Genomic DNA, 21,763 nt, shown 5'->3' with positions numbered 1-21,763 from the left:
TTCTTTAAGGTAAGGAGGTGATCCAACCGCAGGTTCCCCTACGGTTACCTTGTTACGACTTCACCCCAGTCATGAATCACAAAGTGGTAAGCGCCCTCCCGAAGGTTAAGCTACCTACTTCTTTTGCAACCCACTCCCATGGTGTGACGGGCGGTGTGTACAAGGCCCGGGAACGTATTCACCGTGGCATTCTGATCCACGATTACTAGCGATTCCGACTTCATGGAGTCGAGTTGCAGACTCCAATCCGGACTACGACATACTTTATGAGGTCCGCTTGCTCTCGCGAGGTCGCTTCTCTTTGTATATGCCATTGTAGCACGTGTGTAGCCCTACTCGTAAGGGCCATGATGACTTGACGTCATCCCCACCTTCCTCCAGTTTATCACTGGCAGTCTCCTTTGAGTTCCCGGCCGGACCGCTGGCAACAAAGGATAAGGGTTGCGCTCGTTGCGGGACTTAACCCAACATTTCACAACACGAGCTGACGACAGCCATGCAGCACCTGTCTCAGAGTTCCCGAAGGCACCAAAGCATCTCTGCTAAGTTCTCTGGATGTCAAGAGTAGGTAAGGTTCTTCGCGTTGCATCGAATTAAACCACATGCTCCACCGCTTGTGCGGGCCCCCGTCAATTCATTTGAGTTTTAACCTTGCGGCCGTACTCCCCAGGCGGTCGACTTAACGCGTTAGCTCCGGAAGCCACGCCTCAAGGGCACAACCTCCAAGTCGACATCGTTTACGGCGTGGACTACCAGGGTATCTAATCCTGTTTGCTCCCCACGCTTTCGCACCTGAGCGTCAGTCTTTGTCCAGGGGGCCGCCTTCGCCACCGGTATTCCTCCAGATCTCTACGCATTTCACCGCTACACCTGGAATTCTACCCCCCTCTACAAGACTCTAGCCTGCCAGTTTCGGATGCAGTTCCCAGGTTGAGCCCGGGGATTTCACATCCGACTTGACAGACCGCCTGCGTGCGCTTTACGCCCAGTAATTCCGATTAACGCTTGCACCCTCCGTATTACCGCGGCTGCTGGCACGGAGTTAGCCGGTGCTTCTTCTGCGAGTAACGTCAATCGCTGCGGTTATTAACCACAACGCCTTCCTCCTCGCTGAAAGTACTTTACAACCCGAAGGCCTTCTTCATACACGCGGCATGGCTGCATCAGGCTTGCGCCCATTGTGCAATATTCCCCACTGCTGCCTCCCGTAGGAGTCTGGACCGTGTCTCAGTTCCAGTGTGGCTGGTCATCCTCTCAGACCAGCTAGGGATCGTCGCCTAGGTGAGCCGTTACCCCACCTACTAGCTAATCCCATCTGGGCACATCCGATGGCAAGAGGCCCGAAGGTCCCCCTCTTTGGTCTTGCGACGTTATGCGGTATTAGCTACCGTTTCCAGTAGTTATCCCCCTCCATCGGGCAGTTTCCCAGACATTACTCACCCGTCCGCCACTCGTCACCCAAGGAGCAAGCTCCTCTGTGCTACCGTTCGACTTGCATGTGTTAGGCCTGCCGCCAGCGTTCAATCTGAGCCATGATCAAACTCTTCAATTTAAGTTTGATGCTCGTGAATTAAACTTCGTAATGAATTACGTATGTTCACTCAGAGACTTGGTATTCATTTTTCGTCTTGCGACGTTAAGAATCCGTATCTTCGAGTACCCACACAGATTGTCTGATAAATTGTTAAAGAGCAGTTGCGACGCGCTTTAGCGCCCTGTCGCGAGGTGGCGTATATTACGCTTTCCTCTTTCAGAGTCAACCCTCATTTTCAGGTTTTTCTCTTCAACCGAGCCGGCTGTTTGTGTGAAGTGATTCACATCCGCCGTGTCGATGGAGGCGCATTATAGGGAGTCGACTCAGGAAGACAAGCGGAAAAATGCATTTTTGTTTCAACCGCTCACCTTTTACCCACAACGCTTACTTTTGCTGCTTTTTTATCGCCATTGGCAGGTCTGCCAGACTATTTATGACTAAATCTGCCGCATTTTCTGCTTCCGGCGTGACGGGTTTGCCTGTGCGCACCAATACCTTCGTGCCAACATTTGCAGCTGCCGCCGCCTGCATATCTTCAATTTTGTCGCCTACCATATAAGAAGCGGCCATATCGATGTGCAAGAAGTCTCGGGCGGAGATAAACATGCCAGGATGCGGTTTACGACAGTCGCAGACCTGACGATACTCTTCCACGGTGCCCTGTGGGTGATGCGGGCAGTAGTAGATGCCATCCAGCTCAACATCGCGATCGGCCAGCGACCAGTCCATCCATTCGGTCAACGTTTCAAACTGCGCCTCAGTAAATTTACCACGCGCGATACCAGACTGGTTCGTCACAATAATGAGCGCGTAACCCATCTTTTTAAGTTCACGCATGGCATCAATAACGCCGTCGATAAACTCAAACTCGTCGATCTCATGTACATAACCGTGGTCCACATTAATGGTACCGTCACGGTCGAGAAAAATTGCGGGTACAGACTTTGCCACCTTTTATAGCTCCTGAATAAGGCATGTGGCTCTAGTATCGCATGTTTCAGCGGGCAAGAAAGTGCTCATCGCGCAAAGCCTGATTGATTTAGACGTCTGGATGCCTTAACATCCATCTTGTTGACGGCTTCGACCGTACCTGACAGACGAAAATGCCACGGCTAACTTAATTACGATAATAAATAACCAATGATTAAACTTTCGAATATCACCAAAGTGTTCCAGCAGGGGACTCGCACCATTCAGGCGTTAAATAACGTCAGCCTGCATGTTCCTGCCGGGCAGATTTATGGCGTTATTGGCGCCTCCGGTGCCGGTAAAAGTACGCTCATCCGCTGCGTTAACTTACTTGAACGCCCAACCGAAGGCAGCGTTCAGGTCGGCGGTCAGGAACTCACGACGCTTTCTGAGTCAGAGCTGACCAAAGCTCGCCGTCAAATCGGCATGATTTTCCAACACTTTAACCTGCTCTCTTCCCGCACCGTGTTTGGCAACGTCGCGCTGCCGCTGGAACTGGATAACACGCCAAAAGAAGAGATCAAACGCCGTGTAACAGAACTGTTGGATTTGGTTGGTCTTGGTGACAAGCACGATAGCTACCCGGCCAATCTTTCTGGTGGACAAAAACAGCGTGTGGCAATCGCCCGTGCGCTGGCAAGCAATCCCAAAGTGCTGCTGTGTGATGAAGCCACCAGCGCACTCGATCCGGCAACGACCCGCTCGATTCTGGAATTATTGAAAGACATTAACCGTCGTCTGGGACTTACCATTCTGCTGATAACCCATGAGATGGACGTTGTAAAACGCATTTGTGACTGCGTGGCGGTCATCAGTAATGGTGAACTGATTGAACAGGACACCGTTAGCGAAGTGTTCTCACACCCGAAAACGCCGCTGGCACAGAAATTTATTCAGTCCACGCTGCACCTGGATATCCCGGAAGATTACCTGGAACGGTTAAAAGCCGAGCCAGAAGCAGACAGTGTGCCGATGTTGCGTATGGAATTCACCGGTCATTCGGTCGATGCGCCGCTACTTTCTGAGACGGCCCGTCGCTTTAACGTTAATAACAACATTATTAGCGCGCAGATGGATTACGCCGGCGGTGTGAAATTCGGCATCATGCTGACTGAAATGCACGGCACACAGGAAGATACACAAGCAGCCATCAACTGGTTGCAGGAACACCATGTAAAAGTAGAGGTACTGGGTTATGTCTGAGCCGATGATGTGGCTGCTGGTTCGCGGCGTATGGGAAACGCTGGCAATGACCTTTGTGTCCGGTTTTTTTGGTTTTGTGATCGGTCTGCCGGTTGGCGTGTTGCTGTACGTAACGCGTCCGGGGCAAATCATTGAGAACGCGAAGCTCTACCGTACGCTCTCTGCGCTGGTGAACATTTTCCGTTCCATCCCGTTCATCATCTTATTGGTGTGGATGATTCCGTTCACCCGCATGATCGTAGGCACCTCTATCGGACTGCAGGCCGCTATCGTCCCGCTGACCGTCGGCGCCGCGCCGTTTATCGCCCGTATGGTGGAAAACGCGCTGCTCGAAATCCCGACCGGGCTAATAGAAGCCTCTCGTGCGATGGGCGCCACGCCGCTGCAAATTGTACGTAAGGTATTACTACCAGAAGCGCTGCCAGGACTGGTCAATGCGGCCACCATCACCCTTATCACGCTGGTTGGTTACTCCGCGATGGGCGGTGCCGTCGGTGCCGGTGGTCTTGGACAGATTGGTTATCAGTACGGCTATATTGGTTACAACGCTACAGTAATGAATACAGTACTGGTATTGCTCGTCGTTCTGGTTTATTTAATTCAGTTATCCGGCGATCGCATCGTCCGGGCTGTCACGCACAAATAACGTTGCACACAACACTAAAAACTCATTAAGAAAAGGAAATAAGCATGGCGTTCAAATTCAAAACCTTTGCGGCAGTTGGAGCCCTGATCGGTTCTCTGGCACTTGTGGGTTGCGGTCAGGATGAAAAAGATCCTAATCACATCAAAGTGGGCGTTATTGTTGGCGCAGAGCAGCAGGTTGCAGAAGTCGCGCAGAAAGTAGCTAAAGAAAAATACGGTCTGGACGTTGAGCTGGTCACGTTTAACGATTACGTTCTGCCTAACGAAGCGCTGAGCAAAGGCGATATCGATGCTAACGCCTTCCAGCACAAACCGTACCTGGATCAGCAGATCAAAGATCGCGGTTACAAGCTGGTTGCTGTAGGCAATACTTTTGTTTACCCGATTGCGGGCTATTCCAAAAAAATCAAATCACTGGATGAGCTGCAGGACGGTTCACAGGTCGCGATTCCAAACGACCCGACTAACCTTGGCCGTTCCTTGCTGCTGCTGCAAAAAGTGGGCTTAATCAAGCTGAAAGATGGTGTTGGCCTGCTGCCGACCGCGCTGGACGTGATTGAAAACCCGAAAAATCTGAAGCTGGTTGAACTGGAAGCGCCGCAGCTGCCGCGTTCTCTGGACGATGCTCAAATCGCACTGGCGGTCATCAACACCACCTACGCCAGCCAGATCGGCCTGACCCCGGCAAAAGACGGTATCTTTGTTGAAGATAAAGATTCTCCGTACGTAAACCTGATCGTGACGCGTGAAGACAACAAAGATGCTGAGAACGTGAAGAAATTCGTTCAGGCATATCAGTCTGATGAAGTGTACGAAGCAGCAAACAAAGTCTTTAACGGCGGTGCTGTTAAGGGCTGGTAATTTTAGGCTGTTTACAGAATATGTAATATCATCAGGACGGGCGCTTGCCCGTCTTGTCATTTATGCAAGCACCTGATTCAATATCTGACGTTTAGATCATTCATTGAGGAAATATTATGCGTGCTTTACCGATCTGTTTAGTAGCACTCTTGCTGAGCGGCTGTTCTATGTTAAGCAGATCCCCTGTTGAACCCGTTCAAAGCACCGCAACCCCGCCGAAAGCGGAGCCGGAAAAACCGAAAGCACCGCGCGCGACGCCGGTAAGAATCATTACTAACGCTGAAGATTTAGTAGGCAAGCCGTTCCGCGATCTTGGCGAAGTTAGCGGTGAATCCTGCCAGGCATCCAACCAGGATTCCCCTCCGAGCATTCCAACCGCGCGCAAACGCATGCAGATTAACGCATCAAAAATGAAAGCTAATGCGGTATTGCTGCACAGTTGCGAAGTGACCAGCGGAACACCGGGTTGCTATCGTCAGGCGGTTTGCATCGGTTCTGCACTGAACATTTCGGCGAAATGAGCCATTTTCAGTTCGAGCAAATAGGCGTTATCCGCTCACCATATAAAGAAAAGTTCGCCGTTCCACGCCAGCCAGGTCTGGTGAAAAGCGCCTGCGGCGAACTGCATTTGCTCGCACCTTATAACCAGGCCGATGCCGTTCGCGGCCTGGAAGCCTTCAGTCATTTGTGGGTGATTTTTGTTTTTCACCAGACAATGGAAGGTGGATGGCGTCCGACCGTGCGCCCTCCCCGTCTTGGTGGCAACGCCAGAATGGGTGTCTTTGCCACACGTTCAACGTTTCGTCCTAACCCTGTTGGCATGTCGTTGGTAGAGCTGCGGGGCATCCGCTGCCATAAAGAGCACGTAATCCTCGAACTCGGTGGACTGGACCTTGTTGACGGAACGCCAGTAGTGGATATTAAGCCGTATCTGCCGTTTGCCGAATCGCTGCCTGATGCTCGTGCCAGCTATGCCCAGGACGCACCTCAGGCCAGCGTCGAGGTCACGTTCAGTGAAGATCTCGCGGAGCAACTACCAAAGCTCGAACAACGTTACCCGCGTCTTCGTCAGTTTATTACCGAAGTGCTGGCGCAGGATCCGCGTCCTGCCTACCGTAAAAATGAGGAAGAAGGCAAAACCTACGCCGTCTGGCTGCTGGACTTTAACGTCCGCTGGCGCGTCACACCGTCAGGATTTGAGGTCTTTGCTCTGGAAGCCCGCTAATTTGCGTCGCGTACTCTTTTGACATCCCTTTCTCGCTGGTAAACTAAACCACTTTTGTTTTGTGCCAGGCTCGTTTTGAGCCTGTTCGATCGTTCAACTGGAACCGTAACAACATGCGTACTAGCCAATATCTGCTCTCCACTCTGAAGGAGACACCTGCCGACGCCGAAGTCATCAGCCACCAGCTGATGCTGCGCGCCGGGATGATCCGCAAGCTGGCCTCCGGGTTATATACCTGGCTGCCGACCGGCGTGCGCGTCCTGAAAAAAGTCGAAAATATCGTGCGTGAAGAGATGAACAACGCCGGTGCGATCGAGGTGTTGATGCCGGTCGTTCAGCCTTCTGAACTGTGGGAAGAGAGCGGCCGTTGGGAACAATACGGCCCGGAACTGCTGCGTATTGCTGACCGTGGCGATCGTTCGTTCGTCCTCGGCCCAACGCATGAAGAAGTGATCACCGACTTGATCCGTAACGAGCTGAGCTCTTACAAACAGCTGCCGCTGAACTTCTATCAGATCCAGACCAAATTCCGCGACGAAGTCCGTCCGCGTTTCGGCGTGATGCGTTCCCGCGAATTCCTGATGAAAGATGCCTACTCTTTCCACACCTCTCAGGAATCCCTGCAGGAAACCTACGATGCGATGTACGCTGCGTACAGCAAAATCTTCAGCCGTATGGGGCTGGATTTCCGTGCAGTACAAGCGGATACCGGTTCTATTGGCGGCAGCGCCTCTCACGAATTCCAGGTGCTGGCACAGAGCGGTGAAGACGATGTGATCTTCTCCGACTCCTCCGATTATGCGGCGAACATCGAATTCGCCGAAGCCGTTGCGCCGAAAGAGCCGCGCGCAGCAGCAACTCAGGAAATGACGCTGGTTGATACTCCGAACGCCAAAACCATCGCCGAACTGGTTGAGCAGTTCAACCTGCCTATCGAAAAAACCGTGAAAACCCTGCTGGTGAAAGCGGTTGAAGGCAGCAGCTACCCGCTGGTCGCCCTGCTGGTTCGTGGCGATCACGAGCTGAACGAAGTCAAAGCGGAAAAACTGCCGCAGGTTGCCAGCCCGCTGACCTTTGCCACCGAAGAAGAAATTCGTGCGTTGGTAAAAGCAGGTCCAGGCTCGCTCGGTCCGGTGAATATGCCGATTCCGGTGGTTATCGACCGTACCGTTGCAGTAATGAGCGATTTCGCTGCCGGTGCCAACATCGACGGTAAACACTATTTCGGTATCAACTGGGATCGCGACGTAGTCACCCCGGAAGTTGCAGACATCCGTAACGTGGTCGCCGGCGACCCGAGCCCGGACGGCAAAGGTACGCTGATGATCAAACGCGGTATCGAAGTCGGCCACATCTTCCAGTTGGGTACCAAGTACTCTGAAGCGATGAAAGCCGCCGTACAGGGCGAAGATGGTCGTAACCAGATCCTGACCATGGGTTGCTACGGTATCGGGGTCACTCGCGTGGTTGCTGCTGCTATCGAACAGAACTATGACGATCGCGGCATCGTATGGCCAGACGCCATTGCTCCGTTCCAGGTCGCGATTTTGCCGATGAACATGCACAAGTCCTACCGCGTGCAGGAACTGGCTGAAAAACTGTACGCTGAGCTGCGCGCTCAGGGTATTGAAGTGCTAATGGACGACCGTAAAGAGCGTCCGGGCGTGATGTTTGCCGATATGGAACTGATCGGTATTCCGCACACTATCGTGCTGGGCGACCGTAACCTCGACAACGACGATATCGAATACAAATACCGTCGTAACGGCGAGAAAGAGCTGATTAAAACCGGCGACATCGTCGACTTCCTGGTCAAAGCCATTAAAGGCTAATACCAACAAAAAGGCCCTGATTATCAGGGCCTTTTTTCTATCGATTAATTACACGCTTTACCGGGGATAAATTTCGCGTCTTTATCCGCCATCAACGTTTTCACTTTCTCACCCGTATCCGGGTTTGACTCCAGCGTGAAATGCGCCTCAAGCGTCAGCAATACGGACTGTCCGTTTTCTGCACGCGCAGCTAAATAGTCACGTTCAAGCTGAGCATTATTCGCCACCGGCATCCGTTTACCCGTTGCGCAGTCGGTAAAGATTGCCGCGTCAGCCATATAGAAATACATGCCTCGCATCGGCATTGGCGTCACCGGTAAGCTGGCGGAAACTGGCTGGAGTGTGTAGTTAAACTGTGACTCAATCGGGTTACCTTCACGATCGAGCATTTCCAGCGCCTCGCCTTTAGCCCGGTAGTACGACTTTTCACCTTTGCTGTCGGTCAGCACCAGCTTGTCGGCAGTGCGCGCCCATGTGCCATAAGAGGCAAACGAAGACGGTTCATCCCGCACGCCCTGATAACGTTCGTTCATCACCCATGTACCGTCTTTCTCCAGAAACAGAGAGGTTTCAATCCCTTCACAGTCCGCGCAAGGTAAGATGCCACGCCAGCTTTGCTGCATCGGTTTTAATTCTGCCGCCCGCGTCGGCTGTAGTACTTCAACTTCAGTACGATTATTACAGCCGATCAAGGAAAAAAGCGTGCATGCAGCGACTACGGACAATATTGCTGTTTTCACTATCAATTCCTTATAAATTTTTATTCCCGCTCGTCAGTCTTGCGTTCGACGAACTCTCCCACGCAGTGCTTTCACTGTGGATTTTTGCGCCTTCGATGACAACCTGCGCTCTTTCGAGGCGCGTGTAGGGCGAGTTGCCTGTCGGCTTTTTTGCACTGCGGTTAATTCTTTTATCACCGCTACCAGCCGGGAGATTGCCGCTTCCCGATTAAGCTCCTGGCTACGGTATTCCTGCGCCTTAATGATAATAACGCCATCACCGCTAATCAGATGATGGCTGGCGGCAAGCAGACGTTCCTTGTAATACTCTGGCAGGCCAGAGGCCCGAATGTCAAAGCGCAAATGGATAGCCGTCGAGGTCTTGTTAACGTGCTGACCGCCCGCGCCCTGCGCCCGAATCGCCGTGATTTCCAGCTCATTATCAGGGATAGAGACGTTTCGGGAGATAACAATCATGAACGCGGCTGCCACGCGGTCAGATGAATTTCCAGATTGTTCTGAGAGTCAGACAGCCAGATAGCACCGTCCTGGATAGTTGCCTGCAGCGCCATTGTACGACCTGCAAAATCACTCAGTTGCGCCAGTTGTTCATCATCCAGATACCACACGGTCAGATTTTTAAACTGCGCGCACTTGTTCTGATTTTGCTGCCACCAGATCTGAGCCGCACGGCTGTTGTAAGCAAACAGGGCAACCTCACCAGACTGGGTACAGGCTTTTTTAATACGGCGCTCATCCGGCAGACCCAGCTCAATCCAGAGATCGATACCCAGATGGTCGTTACGCAGCCATGCTTCAGGCTCGTCTTCCGCACTCAGGCCACGCGTGAACTGCAGCCGTTCATCGGCATATTTGATCCAGGCCAGCAGGCGCAACATCATGCGCTCCTGGGTTTCAGAGGGGTGACGCGCCAGCGTCAAGGCCGCGTCAAGGAACTGGTTGCGGTCAAGATCCGCTACGTTGACGACGGCTTTATAAATTGTCGCTTTAAGCGCCATGAGAGAACTCCTTTCGAATCAGGCGCACATTGTAGCGAAAACTGCGGCAAAAGGCTGCTAACTGCTCCTCTATCAAGGCGCTGATATTGCTTGAATGAGTATGGTATAGTCACCTTGCTAAACAGAGTTTATCTTCGTAGGCTTAGACTTGCATCCACGGTTAAGTCAGAGTGCTGACAGGAGGGCATGTGGAAAAATATTGTGAGTTAATACGCAAGCGGTACGCGGAAATCGCCAGCGGAGACTTAGGGTATATCCCGGATGCGCTGGGTTGCGTATTGAAGGTGCTTAATGAAGTGGCGGCAGACAGCGCCCTTCCAGAGTCGGTCAGGGAAAAAGCGGCGTATGCTGCCGCGAACTTACTGGTGAGCGATTATGTCAATGAATGAAACGTATCAACCCATCAACTGCGATGATTACGACAATCTTGAACTCGCCTGCCAGCACCATTTGTTACTGACGTTGGCGCTAAAAGATGGCGAAGTTTTGCAGGCGAAAGCGAACGACCTGGTTTCACGTAAAAACGTGGAGTATCTGGTCGCAGATGTCGCAGGTGAAACCCGGGAGCTTCGTCTCGACAAAATTGCCAGCTTCAGCCACCCGCAGATCGGTACCGTGGTGGTCAGCGAATCTTAACTTTTTTCGCCTTATCCGGCCTACTTTCCATGTGAAACGTAGGCCTGATAAGCGCAGCGCCATCAGGCATGCCATACCAGACTTACGCCTTCTTCACCTTCTGCCGTCCCCTCACGCGTCACGAAAACACCCGCAGCCGAAATCAACGTTTCGCCGTAAAACAGCAGCGGTGTGGTATCTCGTCGCCAGGGCGGGATCCCCTGCTCCTGCCAGATTTTCTTTAATTTCCGTCCGCCGTTACGCCCGACAATATGCAATAACCCTGGCGCTTTAAAACGGATACTGACGACTTCATCCGCTTGTGGCAAGCGCAAATCACCCGCAGAGATTAACTGAACCGAACCCAATCCGGTAGGCAGCGTCAACGGTGTTTTCCACTCTAACCACGGGATAATAGTTTCGCTTTGCCCATCGACTGACTTCACCCACCACAGCTGTGACTGATAACGACGGACCTCGAACTCCCCGAGGCGAAAACTTGGTGACGCATCTTCCCGCGCCAGCGCCACTTCCTGCCAGATACGTTCCAGCCCATCACGGGAAGGCATCGGCGCATTTAACCCCGCCAGCCAGCGACGAAGCAGCGCGGCACGACGCACGCCGCTCATCATCATTAATGGCGTCAGTAACAGTGTTCCGCGGGATGTGATGCAATCGGCTAAATCGCTGGCCAGCAGTTCATCCAATAAACTCTCCTGCTCAGCGCACAGCGCAGCGCTGCGAGCAACGGCTTGCGCGAAGTGCGGCCAGCGCTGTTGGAGCAATGGGGTAACGCGCAATCTGAGGAAATTGCGATCGTAGGTATCATCCTGATTGCTTTCATCTTCAATCCAGCATAATTCATGCTGCCGTGCCCATGCTTCAAGCGCCTCTCGCGTTTGCGCCAGCAGCGGTCGAATCAGTTGGGTTCCGGCAAACGGAGAGCTTTCCCCCATGGCGGAAAGTCCGGCAGGACCACTGCCGCGTTTAAGCGCCAGCAGAAAGGTTTCACACTGGTCATCGAGATGCTGTGCGGTCATCAGCACCTCGCCCGGTAGTAAGGTCTGCGCAAACGCCTGATAGCGCGCGCGTCGCGCCTGGGCTTCGATGCCCAGACCATCATCCTCAAGGTATACCCGCTCAACCACCAGCGGCACTTGCCACTGCGCGCATACCGACTCACAGTGCTGTACCCAACTGTCTGCGTGTGGGCTTAATCCGTGATGAATGTGGATTGCGCGTAAAGCAACATCAGGATGCAGCGCTCGCCACTGCACCAACTGATGCAGCAATACGGTGGAATCCAGCCCGCCGCTAAAGGCGACCAGAATCGATTGAGAATTCAGCAGCGAAGTGTTCAGCGTGAGTGTCGTCATGATGGTTACTTACAATGGCATTGCCCGGCACGTTACCGGGCTAACGCCACAATGACAAGCCTTACAGCTCGTACAGTTCGAGGGGTAATCCGTCCGGATCGTTAAAAAACGTAAAACGTTTGCCGGTAAACGGATCGATTCGTACCGGCTCGCATTTCACATCATGGCTTTCCAGATGAATTATCGCCTTTTCCACGTCATCTACGCTGAACGCCAGATGACGCAAACCGCAGGCTTCCGGTCGGCTCGGACGGCAAGGTGGAAACGGGAAAGAAAAAAGCTCAATCACATACTGGCCGTTCAATGCCAGATCGCCTTTCCACGAGTCTCTCTCTTCCCGATAGGCTTCGCTCATCAGTGTAAAGCCAAGCACATCGCAGTAAAATGCCTTACTCGCCGCGTAGTCAGTCGCAATAATGGCAATATGGTGAACCTGTTTTAATCCCAGCATAGCGTCATCGCCTCTTTCATTTTTCTGTCAGAACGTTACTCGAACGTCTTGGGGTCAGGCAAGTCGTTATGCCATTTTTAAGACTCTCACGCGATACAGGCCATCCTCACCCAGTTTAGCGCCATGGATATCGGTTTCAAATCCAGGGTAGCGCTGCCCTACCGAGCACAGCATCAGAAGAAAATCGAGGACAGCCCGGCTTTTGGCAGTGATCATTTCCCCGGGCATCAAAAGCGGCACGCCGGGGGGATAAGGCAGGATCATATTGGCAGAAACGCGCCCCACCAGTTGATCAAGTGCTACCGTTTCGACTTCACCTTTGATCTGCCGCTGCCAGGCCTGGTGCGGCGTCATTTTCATTTCCGGCAAGGTATCAAATGCCCGCAGCATCAACCCGGAGAGATCGTGCTGGCGGATCAACTGATGGATCCCCTGCGCCAGATCCTGAATACGCATATTGCGATAGAAATCGGGATCTTCAGCATATAGATCCGGCAGCATATTTTTCACACGTAAATTCAGATCGTACGAGCGCTTAAATTCCGTCAGGCCACGTAGCAGCCCCATCGCCCGGGTTTTATCAATACCAATGCTGAACAGGAACAACAGGTTATACGGTCCCGTCTTCTCGACTACGACGCCGCGTTCATCAAGGAATTTCGCCACCAGCGCCGCGGGGATCCCCTCTTCGCTCATATTTCCCTGTTCATCCATTCCCGGCGTCAAAATCGTGACCTTCACCGGGTCAAGGAACATGTGGTCGGCATCAGCATCAACAAATCCGTGCCAGTCTTCACCTGGCGCTACCGGCCAACATTCTGCTTCATCTACCTTTTCCGGCTGCCAGATATCAAAGAACCAACCATCCGACTCTTCACGCAGACGCTGCACTTCTTTACGGAAATGCAGCGCCCGTTCCACCGAACGATTGATTAACCGCTTGCCTGAATTGCCACGCAGCATTGCCGCCGCCGTTTCTATCGACGCCACTATCGGATAGCTCGGAGACGTAGAGGTGTGCATCATAAAGGCTTCGTTGAACGTGTCTTCATCATAGTCGCCCTTAATGTGGATCAGCGAAGCCTGTGACAACGCCGCCAGCATCTTGTGGGTGGACTGGGTTTCAAAAATCACTTTTCCCGGTACCCGTTCGCCGCTCATCCCGCTTTTCCCCTGATAGATCGGATGAAAATGGGTATACGGCACCCAGGCTGAATCAAAATGGATGGAGGGCACATCCAGCGTTTGTTTGATCCAGTTGGTGTTATACAACAGGCCATCATAGGTGGAGTTGGTGATCACCGCGTGGACCGGCCATTGCGCCTGATTGGTTTCCTCAACTTTGCGTTCAATGCTTGCGTGGGTAAATTCCCGACGGGGTATACCGCCGAGGATCCCCAGCGCGTTACGCGTAGGCTTCAGCCAGATTGGCACCACATCACTCATCATCAGCAAATGCGCCAGTGACTTATGGCAGTTGCGGTCAATCAGGAGCGTACTGCCTGCAGGTGCAGCATACATACCGACAATCTTGTTCGATGTCGAGGTGCCGTTGGTCACCATATAGCTCTGCTCGGCACCAAAAGTACGCGCGATATACTCCTCCGCTTCCAGGTGCGGACCGGTATGATCAAGCAATGAGCCCAGTTCGGTTACGGAAATGGACACGTCGGCTTTCAGCGTATTACCGCCAAAGAAATCATAGAACAGGCAGCCGACCGGACTTTTCTGGTACGCCGTTCCCGCCATGTGCCCAGGCGTGCAGAAGGTATACTTCCCTTCCTTCACATAGGTAAACAGCGCTTTGGTGAAAGGAGGCGTGATGTTATCGAGGTATTCGCTGGTGTACTGGCGGATGCGGGTGGCAATGTCTTCAGACTGACCCAGCGCATACTCAAAAAACCACAGCGCCATGCGCAGGTCGTGCGCACTGACATCCATCGTCGAATGGGTATTAATAAAGGCGTAGAGCGGGAGATACTCGTTGAGCTGGTTGATGTCGCTGCACAGTTCCAGACTGTATTCATCCCAGTCAAAAATGACGCCGCAAATTCGCGGGTTATGTTCGATAAACTTCAGCAGGTCGACGCTATTCTGCGGCCAGATAATCTGAAACCCCTGCTGCTGCAGCGCACATTCAAGTTCCTTGATGGGCTCATCTTTATAAAAGACGCCATGCGGTCCCATGATGGCAATGATATTCATGCGTTCCTCCTGGAAAAACCTTAGTTAATCATAGCCTGGCCAAACCACAGGTAAAAAAAAGGGCCACAGCATTGTGGCCCTTTTCAGAATTAATGCAGTTTACGCGTAACCGTAGCTCATCAGACGCTGGTAACGACGGTTTTTCAGATCATCTTTGCTTAACACGTCGAGATCGGCGAGATCGGCCAGCAGCTGTGCCTTCAGGGACGCAGCCATTACTTCAGGGTTGCGGTGCGCGCCGCCCAGCGGTTCCGGGATGATAGAGTCAATCAGCTTCAGCTCTTTCAGACGCGGCGCGATAATTCCCATTGCTTCTGCGGCCAGCGGCGCTTTGTCGGCGCTTTTCCACAGAATGGAAGCACAACCTTCCGGGGAGATAACGGAATAGGTGCTGTACTGCAGCATATTCACTTTATCGCCCACACCGATAGCCAGCGCGCCTCCGGAACCACCTTCACCAATAACGGTGCAGATTACCGGCACGCTCAGACGTGACATTTCGCGCAGGTTGCGCGCAATCGCTTCTGACTGACCACGTTCTTCCGCCCCCACGCCCGGGTAAGCCCCTGGGGTGTCGATGAAGGTAATGATCGGCATGTTGAAGCGCTCGGCCATTTCCATCAGGCGCAGCGCTTTGCGATAGCCTTCCGGCGCTGGCATGCCGAAATTACGGCGAATCTTTTCTTTGGTCTCACGGCCTTTCTGATGACCAATGATCATCACCGGACGGCCATCCAGACGCGCGATACCGCCGACAATAGCTTTATCATCCGCATAGGCTCGATCGCCCGCCAGCTCATCAAATTCATCAAACGCCAGGCGGACATAATCCAGGGTGTACGGACGCTGTGGATGGCGCGCCAGTTGGGCTACCTGCCATGCGCCAAGATCGGCGAAGATTTTACGCGTCAGTTCTACGCTTTTTTCACGCAGACGATGCACTTCTTCATCGATGTTAATATCCAGTTTCTCATCCTGACGGCTAACCGCAGTCAAAGAATCGATTTTTGCTTCCAGCTCTGCAATCGGCTGTTCAAAATCAAGGAAATTCAGACTCATAGTATTCCTGTATTAGTCAAACTCCAGTTCCACCTGCTCCGAACCAATAAGGCCACGGAGATCGTTTAGCAAACGATCGCTCGGAGAGACACGCCACGTCGCGCCAAAACGCAACCGCGCACGTGCATCCGCCCTCTGATAGTAGAGATGTACTGGAATTGTCCCCGAGCGGTGGGGTTCCAGAGACTGACGGAGTCGGTTTAAAAGCTGGTCATCAATTTGCCTGTCCGTCAGCGAGATAGCAAGCCCGCGAGCATATTTTTCCCGGGCTTCGTCAATATCCATGACTTCACGGGCCATCATTTTAAGCCCGCCACTGAAGTCATCAAAGCTGACCTGTCCGCTGACGATAAGTATGCGGTCTTTTTCCAGCAATTGCTGGTATTTATCCAGAGCATCGGTAAACAACATAACCTCCAGACGTCCGGAACGGTCATCCAGTGTACAGATGCCGATACGATTGCCGCGCTTGGTGACCATTACCCGCGCAGCAATGACGAGCCCCGCAGCCGTGGTGACTTTACCACGTTCTGTCGGATGCATGTCTTTCAGCCTGTAGCCTCCGACATAGCGCTCAATTTCTTTTAAATACTGGTTGATGGGGTGTCCCGTCAGGTAAAGCCCCAACGTTTCACGCTCACCGTCTAATACCACCTGCTCCGGCCACGGTTGGCAGCTGGCATAGGATTGTTCAATTTGCTCCGGTTCTTCCGCCAGCACGCCAAACATATCGGCCTGACCAATAGCTTCGGCTTTTGCATGCTGATCGGCGGCTTTTAGTGCGTCGTTGAGCGAATTCATCAACGCCGCACGATGCGGGCCAAGGCGATCAAACGCCCCGGACATGATTAGCTTTTCCAGCACCCGGCGGTTAAGTTTTTTGATATCCGTGCGCGCGCAGAGATCAAACAGCTCACGGAAGTAGCCGCCTTCGTTACGCGCCTCAATAATAGCTTCAATTGGCCCTTCACCCACGCCTTTTATCGCGCCGATGCCATAAACAATCTCGCCATCATCATTCACGTGAAAATGGTAAAGCCCGGAGTTGATATCCGGCGGCAGGATTTTGAGCCCCATGCGCCAGCATTCATCCACCAGTCCGACGACTTTCTCTGTGTTATCCATATCGGCGGTCATTACCGCCGCCATAAACTCGGCAGGATAATGCGCCTTCAGCCACAGAGTCTGGTAAGAAACCAGCGCATAGGCAGCGGAGTGCGATTTGTTAAATCCGTAACCGGCGAATTTCTCCACCAGGTCAAAGATTTTCATCGCCAGTTCGCCGTCTACGCCGCGCTTTTTCGCCCCTTCTTCAAAGGTGCCGCGCTGCTTGGCCATCTCTTCCGGCTTTTTCTTACCCATCGCACGACGCAGCATATCCGCGCCGCCAAGGGTGTACCCGGACAACTCCTGGGCAATCTGCATAACCTGTTCCTGATACAGGATAATGCCGTAGGTCGGCTCCAGTACCGGTTTCAGACACTCATGCTGCCATTGTACATCCGGATAGGAAATCTCTTCGCGACCATGCTTACGGTCGATAAAGTTATCTACCATTCCCGACTGTAGCGGGCCAGGGCGGAACAGAGCCACCAGTGCGATCATATCTTCGAAGCAGTCAGGCTGCAGACGTTTGATCAGGTCTTTCATGCCGCGGGATTCAAGCTGGAAGACCGCCGTGGTCTCCGAGCGTTGCAGCATATCGAAGCTTTTCTTGTCATCCAGCGGGATAGCCGCAATATCCAGCGGTGGCTCACCGTTCTTTTCACGGCGCGCGTTGATCATTTCCAGCGCCCAGTTGATGATGGTGAGCGTACGCAGGCCGAGGAAGTCGAACTTCACAAGACCGGCATATTCCACATCGTTCTTATCAAACTGAGTAACCGGGTGCAGCCCCTGTTCATCACAGTACAGCGGAGCAAAATCAGTAATTTTGGTCGGTGCGATAACCACACCACCAGCGTGCTTACCGGCGTTACGCGTGACGCCTTCCAGCTTACGCGCCATATCGATCAGCGCTTTAACCTCTTCATCTGCCTCATAGATTTCCGGCAGTTGGGGTTCGGCTTCAAAGGCTTTTGCCAGCGTCATGCCCGGATCGGGCGGTACTAGCTTCGAAATACGGTCAACGAAGCCGTACGGATGCCCCAGTACGCGGCCCACGTCGCGGATAACCGCTTTTGCTGCCATCGTACCGAAGGTAATAATCTGCGAAACCGCATCACGACCGTACATTTCCGCCACGTGCTCGATGACCTGGTCGCGTTTCTCCATACAGAAGTCAACGTCGAAGTCGGGCATTGAGACACGTTCCGGGTTAAGGAAACGTTCGAACAGCAGGTCAAATTCCAGCGGGTCGAGATCGGTAATTTTCAGCGCATAGGCAACAAGTGAGCCAGCACCGGAACCACGTCCCGGGCCTACCGGTACGCCGTTATCTTTCGACCACTGGATAAATTCCATAACGATCAGGAAGTAGCCCGGGAATCCCATCTGGTTGATAACTTTAAGTTCAACTTCCAGACGTTCATCGTAAGGTGGGCGCTTCTGCGCACGAACTTCAGGGTCAGGGAACAAAAATTCGAGACGTTCTTCCAGCCCTTCGCGTGATTTCGCCACAAGGAAATCTTCGGTGGTCATATCGCCGGTCGGGAACTGCGGCAGGAAATATTCGCCCAGACGCACCGTCACGTTGCAGCGTTTAGCTATCTCGACGGTGTTTTGCAGTGCTTCCGGAATATCGGAGAACAGCTCGCACATCTCATCTTCGCTGCGCATGTACTGCTGCGGCGAATAGTTACGCGGGCGTTTCGGGTCATCAAGGGTAAAGCCGTCGTGGATCGCTACGCGGATTTCATGCGCATCGAAATCTCCGGTTTCAAGGAAGCGGACATCGTTAGTCGCCACCACCGGTAGACCACGCGTTTCGGCCAGTGCTACGGCTGCGTGCAGATAATTTTCTTCATCTTGCCTGCCGGTGCGAATCAGTTCGAGGAAATAGCAATTGGGAAAATGTTCTTCGTAAAACGCCACGCACTCGTCAACCAGTGCGTTATTGCCGCGCAGCAGACTTCGTCCGACATCACCCATGCGACCGCCGGAGAGCAAAATCAAACCTTCTTTTAACTCGACCAACCAGTCCCGGTCGATAACCGGTCCTTCTGCGCCATAGCCGCGCTGATAGGCTTTCGAAATCAACAACGTCAGGTTCTGATAGCCGGTATTATTTGCGGCCAGCACGGTAAGCTGCGTGAGTTCATCGCCCAACAGCTCACTGCGGACATGAAAATCTGCGCCAACTATCGGCTTGATACCCGCGCCATGGCCCGCTCCGTAAAACTTCACCAGACCACAAAGGTTGGTAAAATCGGTGATCGCCAGCGCAGGCATGCCTAATGCGGCCGCCTTTTTTACCAGCGGTCCGGTTTTCGCCAGCCCATCGATCATGGAGTAGTCGCTGTGCACCCGTAGGTGGACGAAACGTGGTTCAGACATCTTCAGATTCCTTCGACACAAGAATCAGGACGAGAGTCCCAGTGCGCGTTTGACGGGGCCAAAGCTGCGGCGATGGTGCTCAGTCGCACCATGCAGTGCCAATTTTTCCAGATGAAATGCGGTTGGATAACCTTTGTGCTGTGCAAAACCATACTGTGGAAAAACCGTATCCAGCGCCGCCATTTCAGCGTCACGGGTCACTTTTGCCAGAATCGATGCGGCACTAATCTCCGCCACGCGGCTATCACCTTTGACCACCGCCATCGACGGTACCGGTAATGCCGGGCAACGATTGCCGTCAATCAGCACGTATTCGGGCACAATATGCAGACCCGCAACCGCACGCTGCATGGCCAGCATGGTAGCATGCAAAATGTTCAGTTCGTCGATTTCATGCGGTTCCGCCCGACCCAGGCTCCAGCTTAACGCCTTTTCTTTAATTTCATCAAACAGCGCCAGGCGACGTTTTTCTGACAGTTTTTTTGAGTCGTTAAGACCGATAATAGGGCGAGCCGGATCCAGAATGACGGCAGCAGTGACGACCGCGCCGACCAAAGGGCCGCGTCCGACTTCATCCACACCCGCCACTAAATGCGTATGCGGATACACAAATTCAATCATTGCGCTAACTCCAGGACCGCATCCGCTGCCTGCTCATCAGCATTGCAACGGATCTGCTGGTGCAGTTCACGGAATGTGTCGTGCATCGCATGGCTGGTTTTACCCTTCGCCAGCAACGGCAACAGCGCTTGCGACAGCGCCTGCGGTTCACACTCTTCCTGCAACAACTCTTTAACCAGTTCTCTTCCCGCCAACAGGTTAGGTAGCGAAACGTAATCAGTCTTCACCAGACGCTTCGCCAGCCAGAAGGTGAAGGGTTTCATACGGTAGCCAACCACCATCGGGCATTTTGCCAGCATACATTCCAGCGCGGCGGTACCTGAAGCCAGCAGTGCGGCGTCGCTGGCCACCATTGCTTCACGTCCCATACCATTGAGCAGATGTACGGAAAGCTCCGGTGCAACTTCCGCTTTAATGCGTTCAAACTGCTCGCGACGTTTGGCATTCACCAACGGCACCACCACTTCGAGATCCGGATAATGCTGGCGTAATAGCTGCGCCGTTTTCAGAAAATCGGCGCTGAGCATCTCCACTTCTGCACCACGGCTTCCTGGCAGTAGCGCCAGGCAGTGAGCGTCATGAGGAATGCCCAGAATATCACGTGCCGCGTTTTTATCCGGGTCCAACGGCATGGCATCCGCCATGGTATGACCGATAAAGCGGCACGGGACGTTAAATTTGTCATAAAACGCTTTTTCGAAAGGCAGAAAGGCCAGCACCATGTTGGTGGATCTGCCTATTTTGAAAACGCGTTTCTGTCGCCACGCCCAGACGGACGGACTGACATAATGAATGGTTTTAATGCCCTGTTTTTTCAAGTTCCCTTCGAGGGTAATGTTGAAATCAGGTGCATCAATGCCAACGAAAACATCCGGCTTTAAGTCGGTGAATCGGCGAGTGAGGTCGGCACGAATATGCAGTAAACGGCGCAGACGTCCGAGCACTTCAACAATGCCCATGACCGCCAGCTCTTCCATTTCGTACCAGGCTTCACAGCCTTCGGCCTGCATCAGCGGACCCGCCACACCAACAAAACGCGCATTGGGAACGCGAGCCTTGAGTGCACGGATTAACCCTGCACCAAGAATATCGCCGGAGGTTTCTCCGGCGACGAGGGCAATCGTTAAAGGACGCTGTTCAGTCATTAACGAATCAGGCCACGCGTTGAGCGCTCAAAGAAGTCGCTGAAAGCCTGAACTTCGGGGTACTGTTTCGCCAGTTCCGCGATTTCTGGTTTCACTTCTTCCAGCGTTTTACCACTACGGTACAACGCTTTGTAGGCGTTACGAATCGCGGTAATCGCTTCGCGGGTGAATCCACGACGCTTCAGACCTTCGATATTGACGCCAAACGGCGTCGCGTGGTTGCCCTGGGCGATAACGTACGGAGGCACGTCCTGGGCTACACCAGAACAGCCGCCAACCATCACATGAGCACCGATGATGCAGAACTGATGCACCGCAGTCATGCCGCCGATGATAACAAAATCATCCAGCGAAACATGTCCGGCAAGCGTGGCGTTATTCGCCAGAATACAGCGGTTTCCTACCGTACAATCATGCGCGACATGCGCATTAATCATCAGTAAGTTATCGCTGCCCACCTTCGTCACTCCACCGCCCTGCACTGTGCCACGATGAATGGTGACGCTTTCGCGGATGCGGTTGCGATCGCCAATTTCCACACGGGTCGGTTCGCCAGCATATTTAAGATCCTGGTTAACTTCACCGATGGAGGCAAACTGATAGATCTCGTTATCGCGACCAATTTTTGTATGGCCATTCACGACAACGTGAGACTTCAGTACGGTACCCTCACCAATTTCAACATGGGGTCCAACAATACAAAATGGGCCAATGTGAGCATTGGCACCAATGCTGGCGCCCTCTTCTACAATGGCGGTCGGGTGAATAAAGGCGGATTTATCAATCACG

Annotated in this window: 20 protein-coding genes and 1 rRNA gene; 8 read left to right on the top strand and 13 right to left on the bottom strand. The window is 53.0% G+C overall.

Annotated elements, in window-relative coordinates; translation table 11 throughout:
- Positions 1-10: 10 nt before the first annotated feature.
- A 16S ribosomal RNA gene (locus OGV85_RS08530) occupies positions 11-1,552 on the bottom strand.
- A 366-nt stretch (positions 1,553-1,918) separates the two neighbouring features.
- On the bottom strand, positions 1,919-2,485 hold the full coding sequence (gmhB, locus tag OGV85_RS08525) for a D-glycero-beta-D-manno-heptose 1,7-bisphosphate 7-phosphatase (RefSeq protein WP_003829138.1): 567 nt from the start codon (positions 2,483-2,485) through the stop codon (positions 1,919-1,921).
- A gap of 189 nt (positions 2,486-2,674) precedes the next feature.
- Here gmhB and metN point away from each other — a divergent pair, with 189 nt between their 5' ends.
- From metN to proS, 6 genes are all read left to right on the top strand, one after another.
- A complete protein-coding gene (gene metN / locus OGV85_RS08520; RefSeq protein ID WP_003018468.1) occupies positions 2,675-3,706 on the top strand; it encodes a methionine ABC transporter ATP-binding protein MetN in 1,032 nt (343 codons plus the stop codon).
- Positions 3,699-4,352, top strand: a complete 654-nt coding sequence (locus OGV85_RS08515) for a methionine ABC transporter permease MetI (protein ID WP_003018471.1) — start codon at positions 3,699-3,701, stop codon at positions 4,350-4,352. Before metN ends, OGV85_RS08515 begins: the two co-directional genes overlap by 8 nt.
- Positions 4,353-4,396: 44 nt before the next feature.
- A complete protein-coding gene (gene metQ, locus OGV85_RS08510) occupies positions 4,397-5,212 on the top strand; it encodes a methionine ABC transporter substrate-binding lipoprotein MetQ (RefSeq protein WP_003018474.1) in 816 nt (271 codons plus the stop codon).
- 116 nt (positions 5,213-5,328) lie between these two features.
- Positions 5,329-5,733, top strand: a complete 405-nt coding sequence (rcsF, locus tag OGV85_RS08505) for an envelope stress sensor lipoprotein RcsF (protein WP_003018477.1) — start codon at positions 5,329-5,331, stop codon at positions 5,731-5,733.
- A complete protein-coding gene (gene tsaA, locus OGV85_RS08500; RefSeq protein WP_049015783.1) occupies positions 5,730-6,437 on the top strand; it encodes a tRNA (N6-threonylcarbamoyladenosine(37)-N6)-methyltransferase TrmO in 708 nt (235 codons plus the stop codon). Before rcsF ends, tsaA begins: the two co-directional genes overlap by 4 nt.
- 113 nt (positions 6,438-6,550) lie before the next feature.
- Positions 6,551-8,269: a proline--tRNA ligase gene (gene proS, locus OGV85_RS08495; protein WP_016149584.1), complete on the top strand. Its 1,719-nt coding sequence runs from the start codon at positions 6,551-6,553 to the stop codon at positions 8,267-8,269.
- Between the two features lie 44 nt (positions 8,270-8,313).
- Here the strand turns inward: proS and nlpE are convergent, their stop codons facing one another.
- The 3 genes from nlpE to OGV85_RS08480 are packed head-to-tail and all read right to left on the bottom strand — an operon-like array spanning position 8,314 to position 10,007.
- Complete coding sequence (nlpE, locus tag OGV85_RS08490) at positions 8,314-9,012, bottom strand: envelope stress response activation lipoprotein NlpE (RefSeq protein WP_085951559.1); 699 nt, start codon at positions 9,010-9,012, stop codon at positions 8,314-8,316.
- 30 nt (positions 9,013-9,042) lie between these two features.
- Positions 9,043-9,465, bottom strand: coding sequence for an alternative ribosome rescue aminoacyl-tRNA hydrolase ArfB (gene arfB / locus OGV85_RS08485; RefSeq protein ID WP_003018489.1), 423 nt, complete (start codon positions 9,463-9,465; stop codon positions 9,043-9,045).
- Complete coding sequence (locus tag OGV85_RS08480; RefSeq protein WP_003018497.1) at positions 9,462-10,007, bottom strand: YaeQ family protein; 546 nt, start codon at positions 10,005-10,007, stop codon at positions 9,462-9,464. The genes arfB and OGV85_RS08480 overlap by 4 nt, the downstream gene beginning before the upstream one ends.
- A 188-nt stretch (positions 10,008-10,195) precedes the next feature.
- On the opposite strand from OGV85_RS08480, the gene OGV85_RS08475 reads away from it, so the two are divergent.
- Together OGV85_RS08475 and rof are read left to right on the top strand one after the other, a co-directional pair.
- Positions 10,196-10,396, top strand: coding sequence for a YaeP family protein (locus tag OGV85_RS08475; RefSeq protein ID WP_003018499.1), 201 nt, complete (start codon positions 10,196-10,198; stop codon positions 10,394-10,396).
- Entirely contained in the window at positions 10,383-10,643 is a 261-nt protein-coding gene (gene rof, locus OGV85_RS08470) for a Rho-binding antiterminator (protein WP_003018503.1), read from the top strand. The genes OGV85_RS08475 and rof overlap by 14 nt, the downstream gene beginning before the upstream one ends.
- Positions 10,644-10,705: 62 nt before the next feature.
- On the opposite strand, the gene tilS is transcribed toward rof, so the two are convergent.
- The 8 genes from tilS to lpxA form a co-directional block, all read right to left on the bottom strand.
- The gene (gene tilS / locus OGV85_RS08465; protein ID WP_061547765.1) at positions 10,706-11,998 is read right to left on the bottom strand and encodes a tRNA lysidine(34) synthetase TilS; all 1,293 of its coding nucleotides are present in this window, start codon (positions 11,996-11,998) and stop codon (positions 10,706-10,708) included.
- A gap of 61 nt (positions 11,999-12,059) precedes the next feature.
- Positions 12,060-12,449, bottom strand: a complete 390-nt coding sequence (locus OGV85_RS08460; RefSeq protein WP_003018507.1) for a VOC family protein — start codon at positions 12,447-12,449, stop codon at positions 12,060-12,062.
- 66 nt (positions 12,450-12,515) lie between these two features.
- On the bottom strand, positions 12,516-14,654 hold the full coding sequence (ldcC, locus tag OGV85_RS08455) for a lysine decarboxylase LdcC (protein WP_032948560.1): 2,139 nt from the start codon (positions 14,652-14,654) through the stop codon (positions 12,516-12,518).
- A 99-nt stretch (positions 14,655-14,753) separates the two neighbouring features.
- Positions 14,754-15,713, bottom strand: a complete 960-nt coding sequence (gene accA, locus OGV85_RS08450; RefSeq protein WP_003018513.1) for an acetyl-CoA carboxylase carboxyl transferase subunit alpha — start codon at positions 15,711-15,713, stop codon at positions 14,754-14,756.
- 12 nt (positions 15,714-15,725) lie between these two features.
- Positions 15,726-19,208 carry a DNA polymerase III subunit alpha gene (gene dnaE, locus OGV85_RS08445; protein WP_003018516.1) on the bottom strand — a complete coding sequence of 1,161 codons (3,483 nt, stop codon included), beginning with the start codon at positions 19,206-19,208 and terminating at the stop codon, positions 15,726-15,728.
- 24 nt (positions 19,209-19,232) lie between these two features.
- Entirely contained in the window at positions 19,233-19,829 is a 597-nt protein-coding gene (gene rnhB / locus OGV85_RS08440; RefSeq protein WP_003845817.1) for a ribonuclease HII, read from the bottom strand.
- On the bottom strand, positions 19,826-20,974 hold the full coding sequence (lpxB, locus tag OGV85_RS08435; protein ID WP_003018522.1) for a lipid-A-disaccharide synthase: 1,149 nt from the start codon (positions 20,972-20,974) through the stop codon (positions 19,826-19,828). Before lpxB ends, rnhB begins: the two co-directional genes overlap by 4 nt.
- Complete coding sequence (lpxA, locus tag OGV85_RS08430; protein ID WP_003018525.1) at positions 20,974-21,762, bottom strand: acyl-ACP--UDP-N-acetylglucosamine O-acyltransferase; 789 nt, start codon at positions 21,760-21,762, stop codon at positions 20,974-20,976. Before lpxA ends, lpxB begins: the two co-directional genes overlap by 1 nt.
- Position 21,763 lies beyond the last annotated feature (1 nt).

It is taken from the genome of Citrobacter sp. Cf132 (genome assembly GCF_030333885.1).
Taxonomy (GTDB): Bacteria; Pseudomonadota; Gammaproteobacteria; order Enterobacterales; family Enterobacteriaceae; genus Citrobacter; species Citrobacter freundii.
Note: the sequence above shows the minus strand (reverse complement) of the source record. Positions and strands in the feature narration are given on the sequence as shown.

Bases quoted from the DNA above. Each gene is read 5' to 3' on its own strand.
- metN (WP_003018468.1), top strand. From the start codon at position 2,675: ATGATTAAACTTTCGAATATCACCAAAGTGTTCCAGCAGGGGACTCGC.
- OGV85_RS08515 (WP_003018471.1), top strand. From the start codon at position 3,699: ATGTCTGAGCCGATGATGTGGCTGCTGGTTCGCGGCGTATGGGAAACG.
- metQ (WP_003018474.1), top strand. From the start codon at position 4,397: ATGGCGTTCAAATTCAAAACCTTTGCGGCAGTTGGAGCCCTGATCGGT.
- rcsF (WP_003018477.1), top strand. From the start codon at position 5,329: ATGCGTGCTTTACCGATCTGTTTAGTAGCACTCTTGCTGAGCGGCTGT.
- tsaA (WP_049015783.1), top strand. From the start codon at position 5,730: ATGAGCCATTTTCAGTTCGAGCAAATAGGCGTTATCCGCTCACCATAT.
- proS (WP_016149584.1), top strand. From the start codon at position 6,551: ATGCGTACTAGCCAATATCTGCTCTCCACTCTGAAGGAGACACCTGCC.
- arfB (WP_003018489.1), bottom strand. From the start codon at position 9,465: ATGATTGTTATCTCCCGAAACGTCTCTATCCCTGATAATGAGCTGGAA.
- OGV85_RS08480 (WP_003018497.1), bottom strand. From the start codon at position 10,007: ATGGCGCTTAAAGCGACAATTTATAAAGCCGTCGTCAACGTAGCGGAT.
- rof (WP_003018503.1), top strand. From the start codon at position 10,383: ATGTCAATGAATGAAACGTATCAACCCATCAACTGCGATGATTACGAC.
- tilS (WP_061547765.1), bottom strand. From the start codon at position 11,998: ATGACGACACTCACGCTGAACACTTCGCTGCTGAATTCTCAATCGATT.
- OGV85_RS08460 (WP_003018507.1), bottom strand. From the start codon at position 12,449: ATGCTGGGATTAAAACAGGTTCACCATATTGCCATTATTGCGACTGAC.
- ldcC (WP_032948560.1), bottom strand. From the start codon at position 14,654: ATGAATATCATTGCCATCATGGGACCGCATGGCGTCTTTTATAAAGAT.
- accA (WP_003018513.1), bottom strand. From the start codon at position 15,713: ATGAGTCTGAATTTCCTTGATTTTGAACAGCCGATTGCAGAGCTGGAA.
- dnaE (WP_003018516.1), bottom strand. From the start codon at position 19,208: ATGTCTGAACCACGTTTCGTCCACCTACGGGTGCACAGCGACTACTCC.
- rnhB (WP_003845817.1), bottom strand. From the start codon at position 19,829: ATGATTGAATTTGTGTATCCGCATACGCATTTAGTGGCGGGTGTGGAT.
- lpxB (WP_003018522.1), bottom strand. From the start codon at position 20,974: ATGACTGAACAGCGTCCTTTAACGATTGCCCTCGTCGCCGGAGAAACC.